This window comes from Micromonospora sp. WMMD1076 (assembly GCF_029581475.1).
Classification (GTDB): domain Bacteria; phylum Actinomycetota; class Actinomycetes; order Mycobacteriales; family Micromonosporaceae; genus Micromonospora; species Micromonospora aurantiaca.
Window position 1 is genome coordinate 3,371,639 of record NZ_CP120862.1, and the last position, 19,094, is coordinate 3,390,732.

At 72.4% G+C, this 19,094-nt stretch carries 17 protein-coding genes; 6 read left to right on the forward strand and 11 right to left on the reverse strand.

The features are described 5' to 3' along the window. Nucleotides 1–91: 91 nt before the first annotated feature. The 7 genes from O7622_RS16160 to O7622_RS16190 form a co-directional block, all read right to left on the reverse strand. Nucleotides 92–2,869: a tetratricopeptide repeat protein gene (locus O7622_RS16160; RefSeq protein WP_282308998.1), complete on the reverse strand. Its 2,778-nt coding sequence runs from the start codon at nucleotides 2,867–2,869 to the stop codon at nucleotides 92–94. Nucleotides 2,870–3,075: 206 nt separating this feature from the next. Beyond that, nucleotides 3,076–4,032, reverse strand: a complete 957-nt coding sequence (locus O7622_RS16165) for a hypothetical protein (protein ID WP_282308999.1) — start codon at nucleotides 4,030–4,032, stop codon at nucleotides 3,076–3,078. Nucleotides 4,033–4,113: 81 nt separating this feature from the next. Beyond that, entirely contained in the window at nucleotides 4,114–4,941 is an 828-nt protein-coding gene (locus tag O7622_RS16170; RefSeq protein ID WP_282309000.1) for a peptidoglycan-binding domain-containing protein, read from the reverse strand. A 188-nt stretch (nucleotides 4,942–5,129) separates the two neighbouring features. Beyond that, nucleotides 5,130–6,350, reverse strand: coding sequence for a SpoIIE family protein phosphatase (locus O7622_RS16175; protein ID WP_282309001.1), 1,221 nt, complete (start codon nucleotides 6,348–6,350; stop codon nucleotides 5,130–5,132). Nucleotides 6,351–6,492: 142 nt separating this feature from the next. Continuing rightward, entirely contained in the window at nucleotides 6,493–6,879 is a 387-nt protein-coding gene (locus tag O7622_RS16180; RefSeq protein WP_282309002.1) for an ATP-binding protein, read from the reverse strand. An 88-nt stretch (nucleotides 6,880–6,967) separates the two neighbouring features. Beyond that, on the reverse strand, nucleotides 6,968–7,615 hold the full coding sequence (locus tag O7622_RS16185) for an alpha/beta hydrolase (RefSeq protein ID WP_282314154.1): 648 nt from the start codon (nucleotides 7,613–7,615) through the stop codon (nucleotides 6,968–6,970). After that, nucleotides 7,521–8,813, reverse strand: coding sequence for a YbfB/YjiJ family MFS transporter (locus O7622_RS16190; protein WP_282309003.1), 1,293 nt, complete (start codon nucleotides 8,811–8,813; stop codon nucleotides 7,521–7,523). Before O7622_RS16190 ends, O7622_RS16185 begins: the two co-directional genes overlap by 95 nt. An 83-nt stretch (nucleotides 8,814–8,896) precedes the next feature. Between O7622_RS16190 and O7622_RS16195 the strand changes: the two genes are divergently transcribed. From O7622_RS16195 to O7622_RS16215, 5 genes are all read left to right on the forward strand, one after another. Then, nucleotides 8,897–9,490, forward strand: a complete 594-nt coding sequence (locus O7622_RS16195; protein ID WP_282309004.1) for a TetR/AcrR family transcriptional regulator — start codon at nucleotides 8,897–8,899, stop codon at nucleotides 9,488–9,490. Between the two features lie 60 nt (nucleotides 9,491–9,550). Further along, complete coding sequence (locus tag O7622_RS16200; RefSeq protein WP_282309005.1) at nucleotides 9,551–10,117, forward strand: hypothetical protein; 567 nt, start codon at nucleotides 9,551–9,553, stop codon at nucleotides 10,115–10,117. A 310-nt stretch (nucleotides 10,118–10,427) separates the two neighbouring features. Next, nucleotides 10,428–11,483 carry an FUSC family protein gene (locus O7622_RS16205; protein WP_282309006.1) on the forward strand — a complete coding sequence of 352 codons (1,056 nt, stop codon included), beginning with the start codon at nucleotides 10,428–10,430 and terminating at the stop codon, nucleotides 11,481–11,483. Between the two features lie 113 nt (nucleotides 11,484–11,596). Then, nucleotides 11,597–11,791 (forward strand): hypothetical protein, encoded by a 195-nt coding sequence (locus O7622_RS16210; protein ID WP_282309007.1) that lies wholly within the window; start codon nucleotides 11,597–11,599, stop codon nucleotides 11,789–11,791. A gap of 503 nt (nucleotides 11,792–12,294) precedes the next feature. Further along, on the forward strand, nucleotides 12,295–13,566 hold the full coding sequence (locus O7622_RS16215; RefSeq protein ID WP_282309008.1) for an MFS transporter: 1,272 nt from the start codon (nucleotides 12,295–12,297) through the stop codon (nucleotides 13,564–13,566). 99 nt (nucleotides 13,567–13,665) lie between these two features. Here the strand turns inward: O7622_RS16215 and O7622_RS16220 are convergent, their stop codons facing one another. The 4 genes from O7622_RS16220 to O7622_RS16235 form a co-directional block, all read right to left on the reverse strand. Further along, entirely contained in the window at nucleotides 13,666–14,595 is a 930-nt protein-coding gene (locus O7622_RS16220; protein ID WP_282309009.1) for a SpoIID/LytB domain-containing protein, read from the reverse strand. Between the two features lie 38 nt (nucleotides 14,596–14,633). After that, nucleotides 14,634–15,410, reverse strand: coding sequence for a peptidase inhibitor family I36 protein (locus O7622_RS16225; protein WP_282309010.1), 777 nt, complete (start codon nucleotides 15,408–15,410; stop codon nucleotides 14,634–14,636). 56 nt (nucleotides 15,411–15,466) lie between these two features. Continuing rightward, nucleotides 15,467–16,324, reverse strand: coding sequence for a peptidoglycan-binding protein (locus O7622_RS16230; protein WP_282309011.1), 858 nt, complete (start codon nucleotides 16,322–16,324; stop codon nucleotides 15,467–15,469). A gap of 240 nt (nucleotides 16,325–16,564) precedes the next feature. After that, nucleotides 16,565–17,521, reverse strand: coding sequence for an NBR1-Ig-like domain-containing protein (locus O7622_RS16235; RefSeq protein ID WP_282309012.1), 957 nt, complete (start codon nucleotides 17,519–17,521; stop codon nucleotides 16,565–16,567). A 319-nt stretch (nucleotides 17,522–17,840) separates the two neighbouring features. Here O7622_RS16235 and O7622_RS16240 point away from each other — a divergent pair, with 319 nt between their 5' ends. Beyond that, nucleotides 17,841–19,037, forward strand: a complete 1,197-nt coding sequence (locus O7622_RS16240; protein ID WP_282309013.1) for an FUSC family protein — start codon at nucleotides 17,841–17,843, stop codon at nucleotides 19,035–19,037. Nucleotides 19,038–19,094: the final 57 nt, after the last annotated feature.

Below are 19,094 nucleotides of genomic sequence, written 5' to 3' on the forward strand. Positions count from 1 at the left end.
GGTAGGAGCGCGCCGCGCCACGGGGGCAGGCCGGTTAACAGTCGTCGATGTTTCGTGACATCAAAACTGTTTATGAGCCCGCTACTGTCGATCAAACCTGGGCGGACAGGCCGGCGAGCACGCTGCGCACCTCACGGGCTCCGCTCGCGTCGCCGATCTGCTCGGAGAGCGCCAGCGCCAGGTGCAGGTCGTCGCGGGCCGCTGCCGCCCGTCCCGCGGCGCGATGGACGTCGGCCCGCACCGTCAGCACCCGCCACTCGGCCTCGCGGTTCCCGGTGGCACGAACGGTGGTGAGCGCCGTGCCGAGCCACTCGTACGCCTGCTGACACCGTCCGCCGCGGGCGTGGGCCTGACCGATGGTGAGCATGGTGATGCCGAGGCCGAGTTCGTCCCGGAGCTCCCGCCGCAACCGCAGGCTCTCCTGTAGATGAACCAGCGCGGCCTCGGTCCGATCGAGCTGCAACAGCACGTCGGCCAGGTTGTTCAGCGTGACACCCAGCCGCTGCCGGTCGTCGCGCCGGCGGTGCATGTCCAGCGCCCGCAGGAAGGCCGCCTCGGCCTCGTCCAGCCGGCCGGCGGCGGCTTGCAGGACGCCGAGGTGGTCGAGGGTGACGGCGACCGCCCGGCCCTCCCCGCCGGCCTCGTGCAACGCGAGTGCCATCCGAAGGCTCCCGACGGCCTGGTCGGTCTCGCCGAGCCGGGACTGGGCCACCGCGAAGTAGGTGAGCGAGGTCGCCTCGTCCCGGCGGCTGCCGAGCCGTCGGGCGCAGCCCAGTGCGCCCTCGGCCACCTCCCGCAACGCACGGTAGTGTCCCCGCATCGGCAGGAACGGATACAGCTCGGCACACAGTCGCACGACGAACAGGTCCGCCTCCGCCGTGCCCTCGCCCGCCGACGTGCGGGCCGCCGCGACGAGGTTCTCCCGCTCCTGCTCGAACCAACGCAGCGCGTCCCGCTGGTCGGAGAGGGTGACTGTGGCGGACTCCTCGACGAATCCGTCGGACAGCCGGTCCGTGGCGGGACGGATGAGGTCGCGGGCCCGCCGTGCCGTGTCGAGGAAGTAGCACCTCGCGGTGTGCACGGTGGCCGCTCGGATCGCCGGATCACGACGAGCGCGCTCCATGGCGTAGATGCGCACCAGGTCGTGCAGCCGGTAGCGGTCCGGTCCGCACGCCTCGACCAGTCCGGCGTCCGCGAGCCGGTCCAGCGCCGCACGCGCTTCCCGCTCGGTGGTCCCGGTCAGCGCCCGGGCCAGGTCGAGGCCGAGCGTCGGCGAGCGGACCGCCCCCCAGCGGTCGAACACCTCCATCGCGTCGGCCCCGCCCGGCCGCTCGACGAGCACGTCGCCGGAGACCGCGAGGCTGGCCCGCACGGCCAGGTCGTCGCACCTCAGCTCGTCCAAGCGGTACTGCTCGTCGGAGAGCCGCGCAATCATGGCCGAGATGGTCCAATCGGGGCGGCCGGCCAGCCGGGCGCCGACGATCCGCAGCGCGAGCGGGAGGTGGCCACACAGTGTGGCCAGCACCTCGGCCTCCGGCCGGGACGCCGCGATCCGGTCGGGGCCGGCGTGGCGGGCGAGCAGCGCCACCGAGTCGTCGGGGCCGAGTTCACCGACCGGCAGCGTGACGATGTCCAGCGTGGGCAGCGTCATCCGGCTCGTCACGATCACCGTGGCGTCGACCAGTACGGCCAGCAGCCGGCGTACCTGTCCCGCGTCGACGACGTTGTCCAGCACCACCAGGACCCGGCGACCGCCGACGCGCACCCGCAGCTCGGCCGCCTCGGCGCCCGGGGTGCCGCCGGTCCGATCGGCGCCGAGCGCGCGGAGCAGACCGCCGATCGCCTCCTCGACCGTCATCGGGGACAGGCCGGGGCTGCTACCGCAGAGGTCCAGGTAGAGCCGCCCTCCCGGGCAGGCCGGGGCCAGCCGGGCAGCCAGGGCCACGGCCAGCGCCGACTTGCCCACCCCGGCGGGCCCGTGCAACAGGATCATGTTCGCCCGGACGACCTCGGCCTCGAGGTCCGCCAGGACGCGTTCCCGTCCGACGAGGACGACCGGCGGCGGCAGCGTGCACGGCGCGTCCCGCTCGGAGGTGCCGCCGTGGACCGGCGGCGGCCCGGCGACCGGGCCCGATGCGGCACCGCGCAACTCGTCCGCGAGGTCGCGGAGGCGGCGCCCCGCACTCCCGTCCGCGTCGGCGGCCGTCGCGGCCTCCGCGGCGGCCAGCGCCGCCCAGGCTTCGGGCTGCTCACCGGCGCGGATCAGGACCCGGACCAGCGCCTCCCAGGCGGACCCGCGCGCCGGATGCTCGGCGAGCAGCGAACGGAGGGTGGTGGCGGCCTCGCGGAAGCGGCCGGCGGCGGTGCAGGCGACCGCGTACCGCTCGACCGCCGCCCACCGGCTCTCGTCCAGCGCGTCGAGGCGCCGGCCGAGCGCGCCGTGGCGGGGGAGTCCCTCGGCCGCCTCGCCGGACCACCGTCGCAGCCCGGCGGCCAGGAGGTCCGCGGAGCGGCCGGGATCGCCCTGGTGGCCCGCGTCGAGGGCGTCCTGCACATCGGACTCGAACCGGTCCACGTCCAGCTCGGCCGGCTCGACGACGAGCAGGTAACCCGAGTTCACCCAGGTCAGCCGATCGCGGTAGGGCCCCAGCGCGACGCGCAGCCGGTTCACGTAGGTCCTCAGGTTGACCTGGGCCGACGGTGGTGGCGCGGCCCACAGGCCGGCCCGCAGCCGGTCGGCCGGCACCCGCCGATTCCGGCTCAGCAGCAGCGCGGCCAGCAGCAGTTGCGGGCGGCCGCTCGGCAGCGCGGCGGGGACGCCGTCGACGCACAGGGTGACCGGCCCCAGCAGGCCGAAACCGAGCGCCATACCCGCGAACCCCCACGACCCCTGGACCGCCGTCCACGCACGGACGTGGTGAGCCTAGACGCCCGGTCAAGGTGCGGTGCCGGCCCGGCCGGTACTCCTTGGCGCGCGCGGCGTGGCAGGGAGATCGCCGCCGCCGGACGGCCGCGACCGCCCGCCGACCGGCTCCGGGGCGGTCGGCGGGCGGTGCGGTGCCGCGTGGCCGGTCGTCAGTAGTTGACGTAGGCGGCGACGGCGAGGTGATCCGAGTACGCGCCGCCGGTCAGCGACGTATTGATGGTGCCGGCGTTGTTGAAGCCGCCTCCGCTCTTGACCAGCAGGAAGTCGATCCGTCGGCTGCCGTTGGTGTCGTACGCCGAGGAGCAGTTGCGGCTGCCGCACTTCTCGGCGATCGGGTCACGGTAGCCGTCGGCCTTGGCGTCGTTCCACCAGCCCGCGGCGTCGGGTTCGGCGTTGGCGTCACCCGCGACGATCTTCAGGTCACCGCCGAGCCGGCCCATCGCCTCGTCGGCCTCCTTGATGTTCTCGTCCGCGCACTTGGGCCCGTGCCAGGTGTTGGTCGGCCAGTGGATCGAGGCCACCGAGACGTCCTGGTTGGCGACCTTGTCGTGCAGGCGGACGGCGATGTTGTGCACCCGGTCCTGGCTACTCCTGGTGGGTTCGAGGTTCTGGCACCCGCCGGTGCCCGCGTCGTAGTTCGCCGGTGCGTCGGAGCGCCACCGGGTGGCGTCCTCGTAGGTGAACCGGTCCGAGCGGTAGACGACCGCGTTGGTCTGCTGGTTCTTCATCTTGCCGCAGGTGCTCGTGTAGCCCATCGACCCCGGGCTCGCGATCGCGATCTGGCCGGCGTACGTGCCGGGCAGCTCGTCGGAGAGACGCTGCGTCAGCGCGTTGAGCTGTGTCTGGTTCGAGACCTGCTGCACTGTGAAGATGTCCGGGCTCAACGGCCGGCCCTTGATGTAGGTGATCAGCCGGTCCCAGATCTTGCCGTCGGCGCAGGAACTGGGCAGCCAGTTCTCGATGTTGTTGTTGTAGACCACCAGGAAGGCGGGGGACGTGTTGACGGCTGCCGAGGCGGCGGTGGCGCTGACGGCCCCGACCGCGGCGGTCGTGAGAGCCGTGGTCAGCACGGCCACGACGCCACGCAGGATGCGGCTGCTGCGCATGGACAATTTTTCCTCCGGGATCGTCGGCATCAATAGGAGAGAAAGAGGACGGCACTTGTGGCGAATTGCTCGGCGCCGCCGTCAGCGCGTTCGCTGGTATTCCTCCCAGGTCCGCTTGGGGTTGACCGCCGGGCCGTCGTCCGCGCCACGGTTGGCCAGTCCGTTGCGGCCGAGGTAGTAGTCGCCGGCCTGGTTCTGCGCGCCTGTCGACTGGTCGGTGTCGGCGAGCGCGATGGCGTGGATGTGGTAGCCCCAGTCACCCTGGGCCGGGGTGCGCAGCCAGGCGGCGAAGCCCACCGTGCGCAGCCGGCGCAGCACCTCCGTCCGGGTGGCCGAGGAGAGCCCGCTGACCGACAGGTCGAGGGCGCCCCCGCCGTCGTGCGTGCCCGCGGACGTGCCCACGCCGGTGTTGTACGAGCCCTGCGTGATGCCGAGCTGGCGGCCGAGGAGACGCTCGGCCTCGAACAGCATCGACCTGGTCCGGGTGTTGACCAGCACGCCTCGCAACGTCACCACACTGCCGGGCGAGATCGCCCTGACCACTGTGTAGCGCCCCTCGCCGAGCAGCCGCAGCGACGTCGGGCCGGGCAGGCCGGTGGCATCGAGACCGGTGTAGCCGAGCGACCGTTGGTACGCCGCGTACGCCGCGATCGTGCTGGTGCCGAAATGCCCGTCGACGTACGTGGCCGACAGCAGCCCTCTGGCCTGGAGGGCGCGCTCGACCTCGAGGACGCTGTCCCGGGCTCCCGCGGTGAGCGCGGTGTCGGCCCGGCGCGGGTCGATCTGCGCCGCCTTGATGAGCGCCTCCATGTCGACCTGAGGCAGCGCGGCCGCGGCCGGACGGGCCAGGGGCCCGGCGGTGGCCACGGCTGCGCCGGCGGCGAGGAGCAGGCTCCTTCTCGTAATCACGTGCCCTCCGTCGGGGGTGGGGGATCGCCACGAACTATTCATCCAGGCGAATCTCATTTCGCCGTCGCTCGACTATCTGGGCGCACGAAAACGAAGTCAAGACGCTGACCGCTGATGGGCGGAGAATGTACTCGGAATGTGCTCGGCCGCCGTTGTGGCGCACCGCCGCCGCGAGGTGTCTCGGCGTGTCAGGCGTGGCCGGTCGGCGATGACGGCCAGGCCAGGTAGAGCAGGGCGGTGTCGTCGCTGTGCCGGCCGCCGTCGCCGCGCCGGATCTCGTCGAGCAGGGCCGTGAGGTAGCGGCCCGGGTCGGTGACGGTGCTCAGCTCGCCGGCGAGTTCGACGAAGCGCTGCTCGCCGAGGCGGGTGCCGTCCTCGCTGAACCCCTCGTAGACGCCGTCGGTGTAGAGCAGCAGACCCGCGCCGGGCGGCAGCGTGACGACGGATTCGTGCCATCGGCCCAGGCCGGGGAACATGCCCAGCCCGAGGTGGTGGCGGATCGGTGCGGGGTGGGCGCGGCCGGGGGTGATCACCAGCGGCGGGGGATGACCGGCGCTGACGACGACAGCCGTCGAGCGGTCCGGCGCGATCCGGATCGTGCAGGCGGTCGCGAACATCGCCTCGTGCGGCCGCTCGGCGACCAGCACCTGCTCCAGCAGCCTCATGCGGGAGGTCTTGTCCACCCCGGCCAGCGTCAGGGTGCGCCAGCCGACCCGCAGGCCGACGCCGATCGCGGCCTCGTCCGGGCCGTTGCCGCAGACGTCACCGATGACGGCGTGGATCGTGTGGTCGTCGTCCTGCACCAGGTCGAAGAAGTCGCCGCCGAGCAGCGACCGCCCCCGCCCCGGTACGTATCTGCTGACGACCACCAGTGTGGGATCGGTGGTCAGCGGTGTGGGGAGGAGGCCGCGCTGCAACCGGATGTTCTCGCTGGCCTGCATGCGGCTGTCCCGTAGCTGCCGTTCCGTGATGACGGCACGCCGGCGCTGGATGGCGTACTCGATCGTGCGGCCCAGCAGCGCACCGTCGATGTGGCCCTTGACGAGGTAGTCCTGGGCGCCGGCGGCGACCGCGGCGGTGCCGGTGGCGGCGTCGTCCAGACCGGTCAGCACCACCACGGCCGCGTCCGGCCACCGGTGCAGCACCCGGCGCAGCGCCTCCAGCCCGCGACAGTCCGGCAGGTGCAGATCGAGCAGGACACAGTCTGGCGCCACCGGTGAGACCGACGCCTCGGCCATGCTGCTGGCCTGCGCGAACCGGCTGCTGATACCGCTGTCGGTCAGCATCTCGCGGGTGAGCAGCGCGTCACCGGGATCGTCCTCGATGAGCAGCACCGCCAGATCCGCCGCCACCGGAGCCGGCGACGCCTCGGCCGACGGCGCCGCCGGCAGGTCGGCCTCACTGATCACGGCAGCTCCCTCCCCGGCCGCACGTCGACACGAGCACGACACGTGATCACGCCCCGTGTGGACCCTGGCCATTATCGTCCGTCTCGACGGACCCGGACGTGACCGGTGCACCGGCGTCCCGCCGTGCCGGGCACGTGAGGAGTCAGGCGGACTGGTCGAGGGGGATCTCTGCCCACACCACCTTGCCGGGCCGGCCGTGAGGGATCGCCTGCGTGCCCCAGTCGCGTGCCATGGCGTCGACGATCAGCAGGCCACGCCCGCCGATGCGATGCGAGTCCGGTTCGAAGCGCCGGGGTGGTTGGGTGGAGCCGTCGAACACCTCGATGAGGATCGCGTCCGCCTGGCGGGTCAGATCGAGTCTGCCTCCGGTGTCGGTGTGCTTGATGACGTTGTGGATCAGCTCCGTGATGACGGTGAGCGCGTCGTCGGCGACGTGCGCGGCCTCCCAGCCGGCGAGGACCTCCCGGGCGGCCTGACGGACGAGCGCGCTGTCCGCGCCGTCGTCGAAGTGCATCCGCACCGAGTCCATGCCGTCCACCTACCCTGGCTGACCGCACCCGTACCATAGTCGACGGAGATCTTGGCAGCATCCCCACCGGCCGTGGGGGACGAGCGGCTCAGCGGGAGCCGGCGACGTCGAGCAGGATCTTCGCCAGTTCGTCCGGCGTGTCGCGCATGAGGTTGTGTCCTCCGGGCAGGGCGTGGGTGGTCCAGCCGGGGTCCGCACTCAGCCTCTGGTAGGTCGGGGTGAACGGGGACTGGTCCGCCCAGCCGGCGGCGTACACGTAGTCCCGGCGCCTGACGGGCGCCGGTCCGCCGGTGAGCCGGAGTGGCTGGAGCAACGAGGCGATCGGGTGGGGCGTCGCCCGGGCGTCGAAGAACGGCAGGGGCCGGGACGCGCAGCCGGTCTCGTCCACGTCCAGGTACCACCTCCGCTCCTGCTCCGACACCAGCGACCAGCAGGAGTCGCCGTCGCCGGGCACCACGGCGTCCAGGTAGACCAGGGAGTCGACCCGGTCGGGTGCCCGGTCCGCGGCTCCGGTGATCACCATCCCGCCGTAGCTGTGCCCGACCAGCACGGTGTCCCGCAGGTCCTCGACGTCGAGAGCCGCCACCACGTCCTGGATGTGGGTGTCGAGGTTCACCGTGCCCTGCAACAGGTGCCTGCGTTCACTCACGCCGGTCAACGTCAGCGGGTGGACGCTGTGCCCGAGGCCGCGCAACCGTCGGGTGAGGTGCTCGAAGCACCAACCGCCGTGGCACATCCCGGGGACGAGTACGAAGTTCGTCATGATCCTGCTCCTTCGGGTGGTCGTGAGTGGTGCGGGTGCGGCGCGTCGGGGCGCCGACGAGGGCGGTCAGTGCGGCAACGGTGCCCAGGACGGCGGTCCACGCGAGGGTGGCGGTGGTCGAGGTGTGGTCGGCGATCAGGCCGGCGAGCCACGGGCCGGCCGTCTGACCGGCGGCGAACACGGCGGTGAAGAGGGCGAGCGTGGCGGTCCAGTCGGCGGCCGGCGTGCGGGCCCTGATGAGGGCGGTGACCGCGGCCGGCACGCCCATGAAGGTCGCGCCGTACAGGAGCGCGGAGGCCAGGACGACAGGTGTCGCGGACGACACCAGCAGCAGCGCCGCACCGCCGCTCAGAACGGCGAGGAGCGTGGCCAGCGCCCGGTTGCCGGGCCACCTGGCGATCGGGCGACTCCACACCGCGGGTGCCGCCGCGACGGCCGAGCCCAGCACGGCCCAGGTGAGGACGACCCGCCCCGCGGAGGTGCCGTGGTCGGCCAGGTAGGCGGAGAGAAAGGTGATGTACGTGATGTAGCCGGCGGCGAACAGCAGGTAGGCCAGGGCGGGCGCCAGCAGCGGCCCGAGCCGTGCCCGGCCGGTCACGGGCGCGCCGGCTTCGCTGTGGGCCGCGGTCCAGCTCACCGCCGTCGCCAGCGCCGCAGCGGCGCCGAGGACCAGCCAGGCCAGCCGCCAGTGCGTGCCGAGCAGGGGTACGGCCACGCCGCTGAGCACGATGCCCAGCCCGGCGCCGGCGAAGTACACGGTGATGGGGACTGCCGACGCGGCTCCGGCCGCGAGGTGCGACGCGAGCACCCCGCCCGCGACGAACACCACGGCGCCGGTGGCACCGGACAGCGTGCGGAGGACCACAAGCGTCAGGTAGTCGCCGCTGACGGCGGTGACGGCCAGCGACGCGGCGGTCAGCGCCATGGCGAGGCGGAACGCGGTGGCCGCACCGAGGCGGCGTACCAGCCCGCGGGTCAGCAGCGCGCCGAGCAGATAGCCGAAGCCGTTGGCCGTGCTCATCGCGCCGGCGGCTGCCAGCGTCCAGTTCAGGTCCTCCCGCATCGCCGGCAGCAGCAGCCCGTAGGCGAAGCGCGCGAAGCCGAGAGCGGAGGCGGTGCCCAGGGCGAGCCGCAGGGCCGGCCACCACCCGATGGGCGTCGTCGACGTCATCTGCCCTCCCCCCTGATCGAACCGATCGGTACGAACCCGGGAGATGCTAGCAGCAGAAGGGACCGCTCGGTACCATCTATCCCGTGCCAGTTCCCAAGGGATCAACGATCGACCCGGAGCGCACCCGCTCGGGCATCATCGACGCGGCCTCACCGCTGCTGTACGAGCGGGGCCTCGACGGCATCGGCGTCGCCGAGCTGTGCTCCCGCATCGGCGTGTCCAAGGAGACTCTCTACCGGCACTTCGGCACCAAGGAGGGCCTGATCGAAGCGGTGCTGGAGGCGCGCAGCGACCGGGTGACCTCCTGGATCGCCGCGGCCGCGGCCGCCGCCGGGGAGGATCCCCGCGCCCAGCTCGCCGCCGTGTTCGACGAGCTCCAGCGGTGGTACGAGGAGCCGGCGTTCCGCGGCTGCGCCATGCACAACGCCGCGGCGCAACACCAGGCCCAGCCCGTCACGGGCATCACCGCGCGCCACCTGGACCGCCGCCTCGACCTCCTGACCGCCGTCGCCCGGCGCGCCGGTGCCGCCGACCCGGACGCCGTGGGGCGACAGTTGCTCCTCCTGGTCGAGGGCGCGACCCTGATCGCCGCGCACCACGACCGGACCGGCGCCGGCAGGTACGCCAAGCAGGCCGCCCTCGCCCTGCTGGCCGCCGCCCCGTCGCTCGGCGCCTGACTCCTCCGGCCGCACATGACCCCGCTCGCGCGGCTCGGGCACGGCGCTAGAGTGGCCGCCATGCAGACAGCACCCCAGTCGCGCCGCGACGGCGGAATCACCGCTCTGGTGGAGGGATTCTTCGCGGCGAGCTGGTTCGGGTGGGGGCAGGCGGACCCGCCGGCTTGGCTGACGCCGTGGCTGACCGTCGGTAGCATCGCGGCGCTGCTGGTCGCGGCCGTGGGCGCGGTGGTCGGCTTCACCAGCCCGGCCTCGACCGCCGCGATCAACAACCGGGCCGCCGGCCGGCGCTACGGGATCATCGTGGGCGTCGAGTTCGCGCTGGCCGGCCTCGGCGCGGCGCTCCTGGGCGTGCTCGGCCTGCCGGCGTACATCCCGGTATGGATCTGCGCCGTGGTCGGGGTCCATTTCCTGCCGCTGACGGCGGTACTGCGGGACCGCAACCTCATCGCGCTCGGCGTCCTGCTCACCGCGACGGCGGTCGCGGCCCTGATCGCGGGCCTCGCCACCGCGGTCGCGCCGAGCACAGTCACCGGCGTCGGCGCCGGGCTGTTCCTGTCGGTGTTCGGGGCCGTCGCGCTCGTCGGGGCGCTGCGCCAGCCGCGCCCCCGCCCGCAACCGGCCTGACCTGGTCGCGCGGTGGTCTCCGCCGCCGCGCCGGCAGCCCTCGCCGCACTCGGCCGGGGCAGGTGCCTCCCGCTCCGCCGTGGTGGGCCGGGCCGTCCGCCGGTGCGAGGACCAAGCCGTCGGCTCGTCGAGTCATAGCCGGCCTGTTCACCGGGTAGTAGCGCGCATGCGATGGCCGGCGACGGTGTGGTCCTCGGCGCGGGCGCACCCGCAGGACGGGAACGTCCACGCCGCTCGGGCCGATGCGCTGCTACGGCGGTGGGAGGCGCGGAGCAGGTCCACCGAGCGAGACCGGTGGCGGCAGTTGCGCATGTACTGCATCGTCGCGGTGCAGGCCGGGCTGGCCGCCGCCGCGGCATGGGCGGTGGCGCGGAAAGTGGGTGTGAGCACGAATCCGGTGTTCGCGCCGATCGCCGCCGTGAGCACCGTGGCCGCCGCGGTGGGTCAGCGGCTGCGCCGTACGGTCGAGCTGATCCTCGGCGTGGCGCTGGGCATCGGTGTCGCCGACGTGCTGATCCAGCTCACCGGCCGTGGGACGCGGCAGACCGGGGGAATCGTGACCGCCGCCATCCTGCTGGCCATCGCCCTGTCCGGGCGCGGCGGGCTGATCACGCAGGCTGGCGGAACCGCCGTGCTGGTGTCGACGGTGACGCCCGCCGGCACGCGTGTCGAGGGCCCGCAGATCGTCAACGCGGTCATCGGCGGGATCACCGCGCTCGCCGTCGTGATTCTCCTGCTGCCGCTGAACCCGTTGCGCACCGTCGAGCGGGCCGCCGGCCCCGCCCTGGCCACCCTGTCGCAGGAACTCACCGCCACGGGCAACGCCCTGCGCCGCCGTGATGCGGACGCGGTGCAGTCGGCGCTGCTGCGGCTGCGGGCCATCGACGGGCAACTGCAGCAGCTGTCCGAGGCGCTTCAGGGGGCCGGCGAGGTGGTGCAGTATTCCCCGCAACGGCGCCGCTTGCGCAACACGCTGCGGCAGTATGTCGACGGCACCGAGTATCTCGTCCGGGCGATCCAGACCAGCCGGGGCCTCGCCCGCCGCGCCCAGACCGCGATCGATGACCACGAACGGAACCTCGACGTCCTCGGCGGCGCCGTCGTCACGCTCGGCACGGCGGTCAGCAGGCTGCACACCGACTTCGTCGCCGGCCGCAGACCCACCATCGCCCGGCGGACGGCACTCATCGCCGTGTCGAAGGCCGGGCAGGCCGGACGCGACGGACTCGGCCTGTCCGGCGCCGTCGTCATGGCCCACGTGGCCACCATCGCCGGCGACCTGCTCCGCGCCACCACGGTCCCCCGCACGGACGCCAACCGTCTCGTCCGCCGGGCCGTCAGGCACGAGCCGGGTCAGGACAACTGACCAACCGGCGCGTCCACGGCGAGGGATCCGCGGCGCCTTGCCGGATCGGCTGTTCTGCCGTCGCGCGTTGCCTACGCTCAAGGGTGCCGACCCGCGCATTGGAGGGGATACCCGTGACCGCACCGGAGGAAGAGCAGGAGAAGAGCGCCAAGACCGATCAGGTGCTGTTCTCGCCCGACGGCGACCCGCACCACACGGTGGCGCAGGCCGGGCAGCCGGACGAGCACCTGCCCTCGCGTTACGTGAACGCCGACGGCGCCACGGAGGATGTCGGCACGGACGGGAAGCACCCCGACCCGCCGGCCTGAAACCTTCCCGTGCGGTGTACCGGTGTCGACGACGGGTAGCCCGATCCGGTGACGGCAACCCCGCAGGACATCACGAGCTACCTGGACGATCTCGAGCTTCCCGTGCACCGGCACGACCTGATCCGACACGCCCGGACCCGCAACGCCGACCAGGAGACGATCGCGCGTCTCCGGGCGCTTCCCGACATCAGGTTCACCACACGATCCGGGCTCGTCAATCGGCTCGGCGCATGTCGAAGGGACTAGTGTCGGCGCGGCGGGAGACAGTGCTCCGTCACCGCGTGGACCTGGTCGCACCCGGTCTGCGCCTCGACCGTGACGTCCGGGAATCCGGCGTCGAGGAGTCGATCATCAGCGCGTCCCGGTCCTGCAGTGCCGCAGCGGGGTCCGACTTCAGGTCGACCTGAAGTCAAGAGGTCGTCCCGCCGTCGAACGCCCGGGGTGGCCGAGGCCACCCCACTTCACTGACGCAGCCTGTCAGGGAAGCTGCCGAGGCTGTCCGCATGACCACCACCACCCCGCCCACGCCGATGCGGGGGACGCCGACCGCATCGATCGGTCCCCGCGTACCGCTCGTCGGATCGTCGGCTGCGCCCCCGACGGGACGCCGGGCCGAGCGGCTGCTCCTGCCGGCCACCTTCGTCACGAGCCTGGGCAACGGCATCCAGCTCGTCGCCTCGGCGATTCTGGTCTTCACGACCGCGGGCAGCGCACTGTCGGTGGGGTGGCTGTTCATCGCGGCGTCGGTGCCACCGGCGTTACTGTCGCTGGTGTTCGGGCGGATCGCTGACCGTTACGACAGGCGGACGCTCTGCCTGATCGCGGATGTGGCCAGCGCCCTGGCGGCACTGGTGTTGCCGGTCTGGCTGCTGCTGGGCGGGGGTAGCACTCCGGTTGCCTACCTGGTGAGTCTCTCGCTCGCCGCGCTGTCCGCGATGTTCATGCCGGCGAGCAACGCGCTGGTGAAGGAGCGGGTGGCCCCGGGCCGGCTGGTGCGGTTCAGCGCGCACTACGAGATCGCCCTACAGGCCGGAAGCCTGCTCTCCGCAGCGGTGGGCGGGCTCGCCATCCACCTGTTCGGGCCCACGCCGCTGTTCTTCTTCAACGGCGTCACCTTCCTCGTCTCGGCGCTGGCCATGTATCTGCTCGGCCGCGGCCCTGCCCACACCGAGCGTGCCCAGCCGGCGGCCACCGGCACCGGCACGCCGACCGGCCGGACCACCGCACCGCTGCTGCGCCTCGGCCTTCTCTATGCCACCTGCACGGTGCTGACCATGGTCGGCAACACCGTCTTGATCGTCTTGGTGTACCAGGGCTTTCACCGGGGCGCGGGCATCTACGGGCTGGTGGACGCGCTGGCCGGGGTCGGGTTCGTGGCCGCCGCCGCCCTCTACACCCGGCTTCCCGCCCGGTTCGGTCATCTCCGGATCGCCGTCGTCTGCATCGTCGGCTGTGCGGTCATCGTGGCTGTGGAGCCGCTGCACCTGACCGTTCTTCTGGCCGGCATCCCCTTCGCCGGCGCTCTGGTCGGGCTGGCCCGGGTGGCGACCCGCAGCCTGCTGCTGGCCAGCGTGCCCGAGCGCAGGGCCGGCCAGGTCTTCGGCGCCGCCAACGCGGCCGGTCTCGGCCTGAGTGCCGTGGTCACCGTGCTGGTCGCTGCGGTCGCCGATCACACGGAGATCGCCAACGCGTTCTACTCCCTCGCGGTCATCACCGCCGTCATCACCGTCGTCACGGCCGCGACCCTGCGCAGGTCACCTGCGACGATGGCCTAGGCGGGTCTCCGGTGCCACCCGGCGTCCGGGGGAGGTGCCGTCGTCACCGGCAGGCCGCCCGCCGCGGACTGCGGCGGGCGGCACGGTTGGTGGACGGCGTCAGGAAACGGTCACGTCCCTGTAGTAGTAGCGCAGGATCGCCTGGTAGGTCTTGCCCGCGTTCGCGAGGTCACGCGAGCCGTACTGTGACATCCAGTCCCCGTCCACCCAGCCACCGCAGGCGGTCGTGGTCGCGCAGTAGTGCGCCCGCAGGATGTTGCCGCTGCGGGTCAGCCGGGTCGACCAGGTGCGGTCCACCGCGGAGGACGTCGACGCCTGCGCCGACGACGGCCGGTAGACCTGGTCGCCGGTGTCGTCACGGACGTCGTAGCACTGTCCGCCGGAGGTCTTCCGGGTCGAGTGCAGCGCCCAGTACCAGCCGTAGCTCTTGACGGCCACGGCACCGGCGTCCAGCGAGGCGTTCGGCCAGCTCGGCACCCACTCGTTCGGGAGGACGTTCTTGACGTACGTCTTGAAGTCGACCCGGTCGACCCGTCCGAGACCGACCCGGTAGACCAGGATGGTGCTCGGTAGTTTGCTGTTGGTGCCGTCGGTGCTGCAACCCGTCGGCCCTCCGGACAGCAGCTCGTGCGAGGCGTTGTTGTTCTTCAGCGTGGCGTTGAGGTTGCCCTTCGCGCCGGCGGCGAAGTCCTGGGTGGCGCCGGCGAAGTTGCTGTTGTAGTAGACCCGTACGGTTTTGCTGGTCCGGTTCCACACCGAGGCGGCGTTGTTCTTCACGCACAGGCCCTTGCCGTTGCCCGCGCCCTTGAACTCGTAGCACGTCGGCTGGGTCGTGCCGTAGTCGTCCTGCGAGTCGGTGAAGTCGGAGATCGAGCCGGCCTGGTTGCTGTTGTAGTAGTAGCAGAACTCGCCGCTGTCGCAGACCCCGTCGCGGGGGGCGGCGGAGGCCGCTCCCGGCGCCACCGCGACCCCGCCGAGCGCCACCACCAGAACCGTCAGGACGCTCGAAACTCGTTTCAGGACGGTCACCCGCGGCCGCCGATCGGTATCCGTGAGCGCATGCCGGGTCACCAGCCGCTCGGGACGTACGCCCAGCCCAGGTAGTCGGACCGGTCCCGGAACGAGTTGGTCTGGTAGACGGTCGGCCCCGTGCTGATGGCGCTGTTTCCCCCGATGGAGAGCATCACGTGCCCGGCGGACGTCGTGGAGGTGAAGAACACCGCCGTGCCGGCCGGCGGCACCGAGCCGGTGTGGATGCGGCCGTTGTCCCGCTGCCACTGGTAGTGGGTGCGCGCCGTGGCGAACCGGCCGCTGGTGCCGAACGCCCGCTCGACGAAGAGCTCGCACTGGTTGTTCCAGTCGGTGTGGCCGAGTCGCGCCTTGGCGAACGCGACGGCCTCGGCCGCCCGCGGGTCGGCGGGGAACGTGCCGCCGCCGCCGATGTCGTGCGAGGCGTTGTTGTTCTTCAGCGTGGCGTTGAGGTTGCCCTTCGCGCCGGCGGCGAAGTCCTGGGTGGCGCCGGCGAAGTTGCTGTTGTAGTAGACCCGTACGGTTTTGCTGGTCCGGTTCCACACCGAGGCGGCGTTGTTCTTCACGCACAGGCCCTTGCCGTTGCCCGCGCCCTTGAACTCGTAGCACGTCGGCTGCGTGGTGCCGTAGTCGTCGATCGACGTGGTGAAGTCGGAGACGGAGCCGGCCTGGTTGCTGTTGTAGTAGTAGCAGAACTCGCCGCTGTCGCAGACCCCGTCCCGGGACGCGGCCGACGCCGGCGTGGCGACGATGAGGATGGAGGTGGTCATGGCGAGTGTGGCGCCGACGGCGGCGAGGCTCCTGCGGATGGTCATGGTGTCCTCTCCGGACGGTTGGGGGTGGTTGCGGACGGGATGGGACCCGGTGCGGGTCACTTCCCGCTCTGGTACTGCTCCCAGGTGCTGATCGGCACCCGGGGGCCGTCGTCCGGGCCACGGTTGGCCAGGCCGTTCATGCCGAGGTGGTAGTCGCCGACCTGGTGCTGCGCCTGGCTGGACAGGTCCGTGTCGTTGATCGCCACGGCGTGGATGTGCCACGGCCAGTCACCCTGGCCCGGGTTGCGTACCCAGGCGGCGAAGCCGACCTGGCGCAGGACCCGGGCGACTGTCGTGCGGGTGGCCGAGGTCATGCCGGTGACCGAGATGTCCACCACGCCTCCGCCGTCGTGCGTGCCGGCCGAGGTCGGATCGCCCCCGGGGTTGTAGGAACCCTGGTCGAGCACCAGGGTTCGGCCGAGCAGACGCTGGGCCTCGGCGAGCATCGCCTGGGTGCGGGTGTTGACGACGTACCCGTCACGCGGAACCTTCGGGCCCGGGCCGATCGGATTGGCCACTGTGTACCGGTCCTGCCCGAGCTTCGTCAGCGAGGTGATGCCGGGCAGCCCGTTCGCGGCCAGTCCGGTGTAACCGAGCGAGCGCTGGTAGGCCGCGTACGCCGAGATGGTCTCGGTGCCGAAGTAGCCGTCGACCCACTGCGCGTTCAGCAGCTTCCTGGCCTGGAGCGCCTGCTCGACGGCGAGCACGGAACCCTTCGCACCCGGGGTCAGTGTGTGGTCGTCGCGGCGGGGGTCGATCTGGGCGGCCAGGACGGTGACCGCCATGTCCACGACGGGGCGCGCGGCGGCGGTCCGCTGTACCGGTGCGCCGGACCTTGCGGCCCCCGCCGGGGCCGGGACACCGACCGCGACGCAGAGCGCGGTGAGCCCGACGGCTGACCAGAGACGGCGCATGCTCGGTCCTCCTCCGTGATGGTGAGCCCTGTTCGGATCGGACCTCACCCTGCGAGAAGGGACCTGCTGTTCGGTACCCCGCCGATCCGTCAGATCTGTCAGATCATCACCGACCTCGATGGATGCGGCGTTGTCAGCTTGACTACGCGCGGGACTGACATGGAGCGCGTGCGGACTGACACCGCACGCCGGCCCGTCGAGGGCCCGGCGGACCCTGGCCGCGGCCGCCGCCGGGCGCGGTCAGTCCGTGACGGTGACCATGAAGTAGACCGGCCGGCGGCTGGGGAAGTACGCCTGCCCGTGCTCGTCGACCATCTTCCAGCTGACCCAGCACTGCCCGGGACGGCTCGGCGCGGTGACCGGAACACTGATCATCACCTGTGCGCCGGGTGGCGTGTCGCCGATCGCCACCCGGTCCGGCACCTGGCAACCGTCCTCCTCCGGAGCGGGGCTCGTCCGCGCCAGGAAGCGGTTGTGCCAGTGGACCGTGCCCACGTTCGCAAGCGCCCACACCTTGACGAACTGGGCGTTCACCTTCACCCGTGCACCGTCGGGGATGGTGACGTCGGCGACGAACTGGCTCGAGTCCCCGGGAACCATCGAGTCCGAGAACGCCGCCGCCGACGTCGGCGCCGCAGCGGCACCGGAGCCGTCGAGGGACGACCGGTCGCGGACGGTGACACCCAGGACGACGGCCGTCGACACCACCACCGTCGCTGCCGTCACGAGCCACGGCAACCGGGCCCGCCGCGCCCGCGGCGCGCGCTCGCCCGCCGGCGGGAGGTCCGGGGACGCGGCGACGCCGGACCCGGCGGGCCCGTCGACGGCGGCCATCCCCACGGCGCCGGACGTCTGGACGGCCACCGCGCCGACCGTCGTCGCGTCGGTGGTCCCCGGAGCGCCCTCCCCGTCCGGGGAGTCGGTGCCGGCCGGTGCGAGACCGCCCTCCGGGAGGGTCTGGATCGGCCCGGCGCGCTGGGCGTCCTCCCAACGGCACCGCCACTGGACCTCGTCCGCGTCGCAGGCCCGGACGAACTCGCGGGTGGTCTCCCAGGAGGGAAACCTGGTCCCGGCGGCAGCCTCGTGCAGCGTCGTATGGGAGATCCGGCCCGACCGCCCCGCCATCTTCCGGAACGACGGGTTGCCCACCGCGGTCCGCAGTGCCCGCAGTTGCTCGGCGAATCGCTCGGTGGCCATGCCGTCGTGAACCGACCCGGCGGCAGCGCGCTGGCCTTCCATCCAACCCCCAGTCCGAAGCCGTCGTCAGGCGGTGTCAGGGCGTGTAAGAGGGTACCGAACAACCTGCGGTGGCCGTGGCCGCGATCGATGGCCTCGGCGGGCGACAGCGGTCCCGGCGCAGTGAAGCAGATCGTCGACGCGGACAGCCGGTGGGTCACCCGTGACCGGCTACAGGCTGGACGGTCCGGGCCACCGAATGCTTCGGCCGCGGCGCCGTACGGTGGAAGCCGGTGAAGTTCGCCGGGGACGTCCGCGCTCGCCGTGATACGAGTGCTTGGTGAGTGCTGAACCCGGCGCCGGTGGCTACTGGTCCGCGCGGGCCGCGCAGCGGGTGAGGACCGGCACGACGCGGTTCCGCCAGCGCGGCGGCCGGGCCGGTCGGCTCCGGTTGCACCAGATGGAGGTCGCCCTGGTGATCTCCGTGCAGGCCGGGCTCGCCGCCGCGCTGGCCTGGTGGATCGGGCACAACGTGCTCGGCAACCCCTCGCCGGTCTTCGCCCCCTCCGCCGCTGTGGGCACGATCGTCGCCGCACTCGGGCAACGCGCCCGGCGTACCTTCGAACTGCTCATCGGGGTGGGGCTGGGGATCGCGGCGAGCGACTTCCTCCTGGCCCTCCTGGGCGACGGATTCTGGCAGGTCGGGGTCACCGTCGCCGGCGCCATCCTCGCCACGCTCGTCCTCTTCGGCCGCAGCGGATCGGCGGTCGGGCAGGCCGGCGGCACGGCCGTGCTGCTGGCAACCCTGGGGCCGGTCCAGAAGGACGTCGAACTGCCCCGCATCGTCGAGGCGACGGTCGGCGGCGTGGTCGGCCTGGTGGTGGTCGTGCTGCTGCTGCCGTTCAACCCGATGCGGATCCTGGACCGCGACGCGGCGCCGATCTACCGGTGTCTCGCCGACCAGTTCCGGGAGGTCGCCGCGGCCCTGCGCACCCATGACCAGCCGCGAGCGATCCGGGCGCTGGACACGCTGCGCGGCCTGGGTCCTGACCTGTCCCGGATGCACCAGTCGCTCAACGGCGCCGAGGAGGTCGTCCGGCTGGCGCCTGCCCGCTGGCGGCGTCGAGAGGATGTGGAGCGCTTCGCTGATGCGAGCCTGTACCTGGAGCGGGTGATCGAGCACGCCCGTGGCGTGGCCCGCCGGTCTGCGATGGCCCTGCAGTACGACGAACGGATCCCGGCCGATCTCTGCGCCGGCGTCGGCCAGCTCGCCGACGCCGTCGAACTGCTACGCCGTGAGCACCGGTCCGCGCGTCACCGCGGGCGGACGCAGCAGAAGATCGACGACGCCGTACAGGCGGCCGGCCGGGCGCAGGCGCACGGGCTCGACGCCTTCGGCGAGGCGGTGGTGACCCAGCTGCGTACCGCGGCGAGTGATCTGCTCCGGGCCGCCGGCGCCGACCCCACGACGTCGAACCGGGAAGTGCGGGCCTCGATCAAGCGCGGTGAGGACGCGGTGCGAGGCGGCTCATCGTGAAGCCGAGGGTGGCCGCGCGCAGGGCCGGATCACCATCCGGGTGGTGACCCGCTGAGT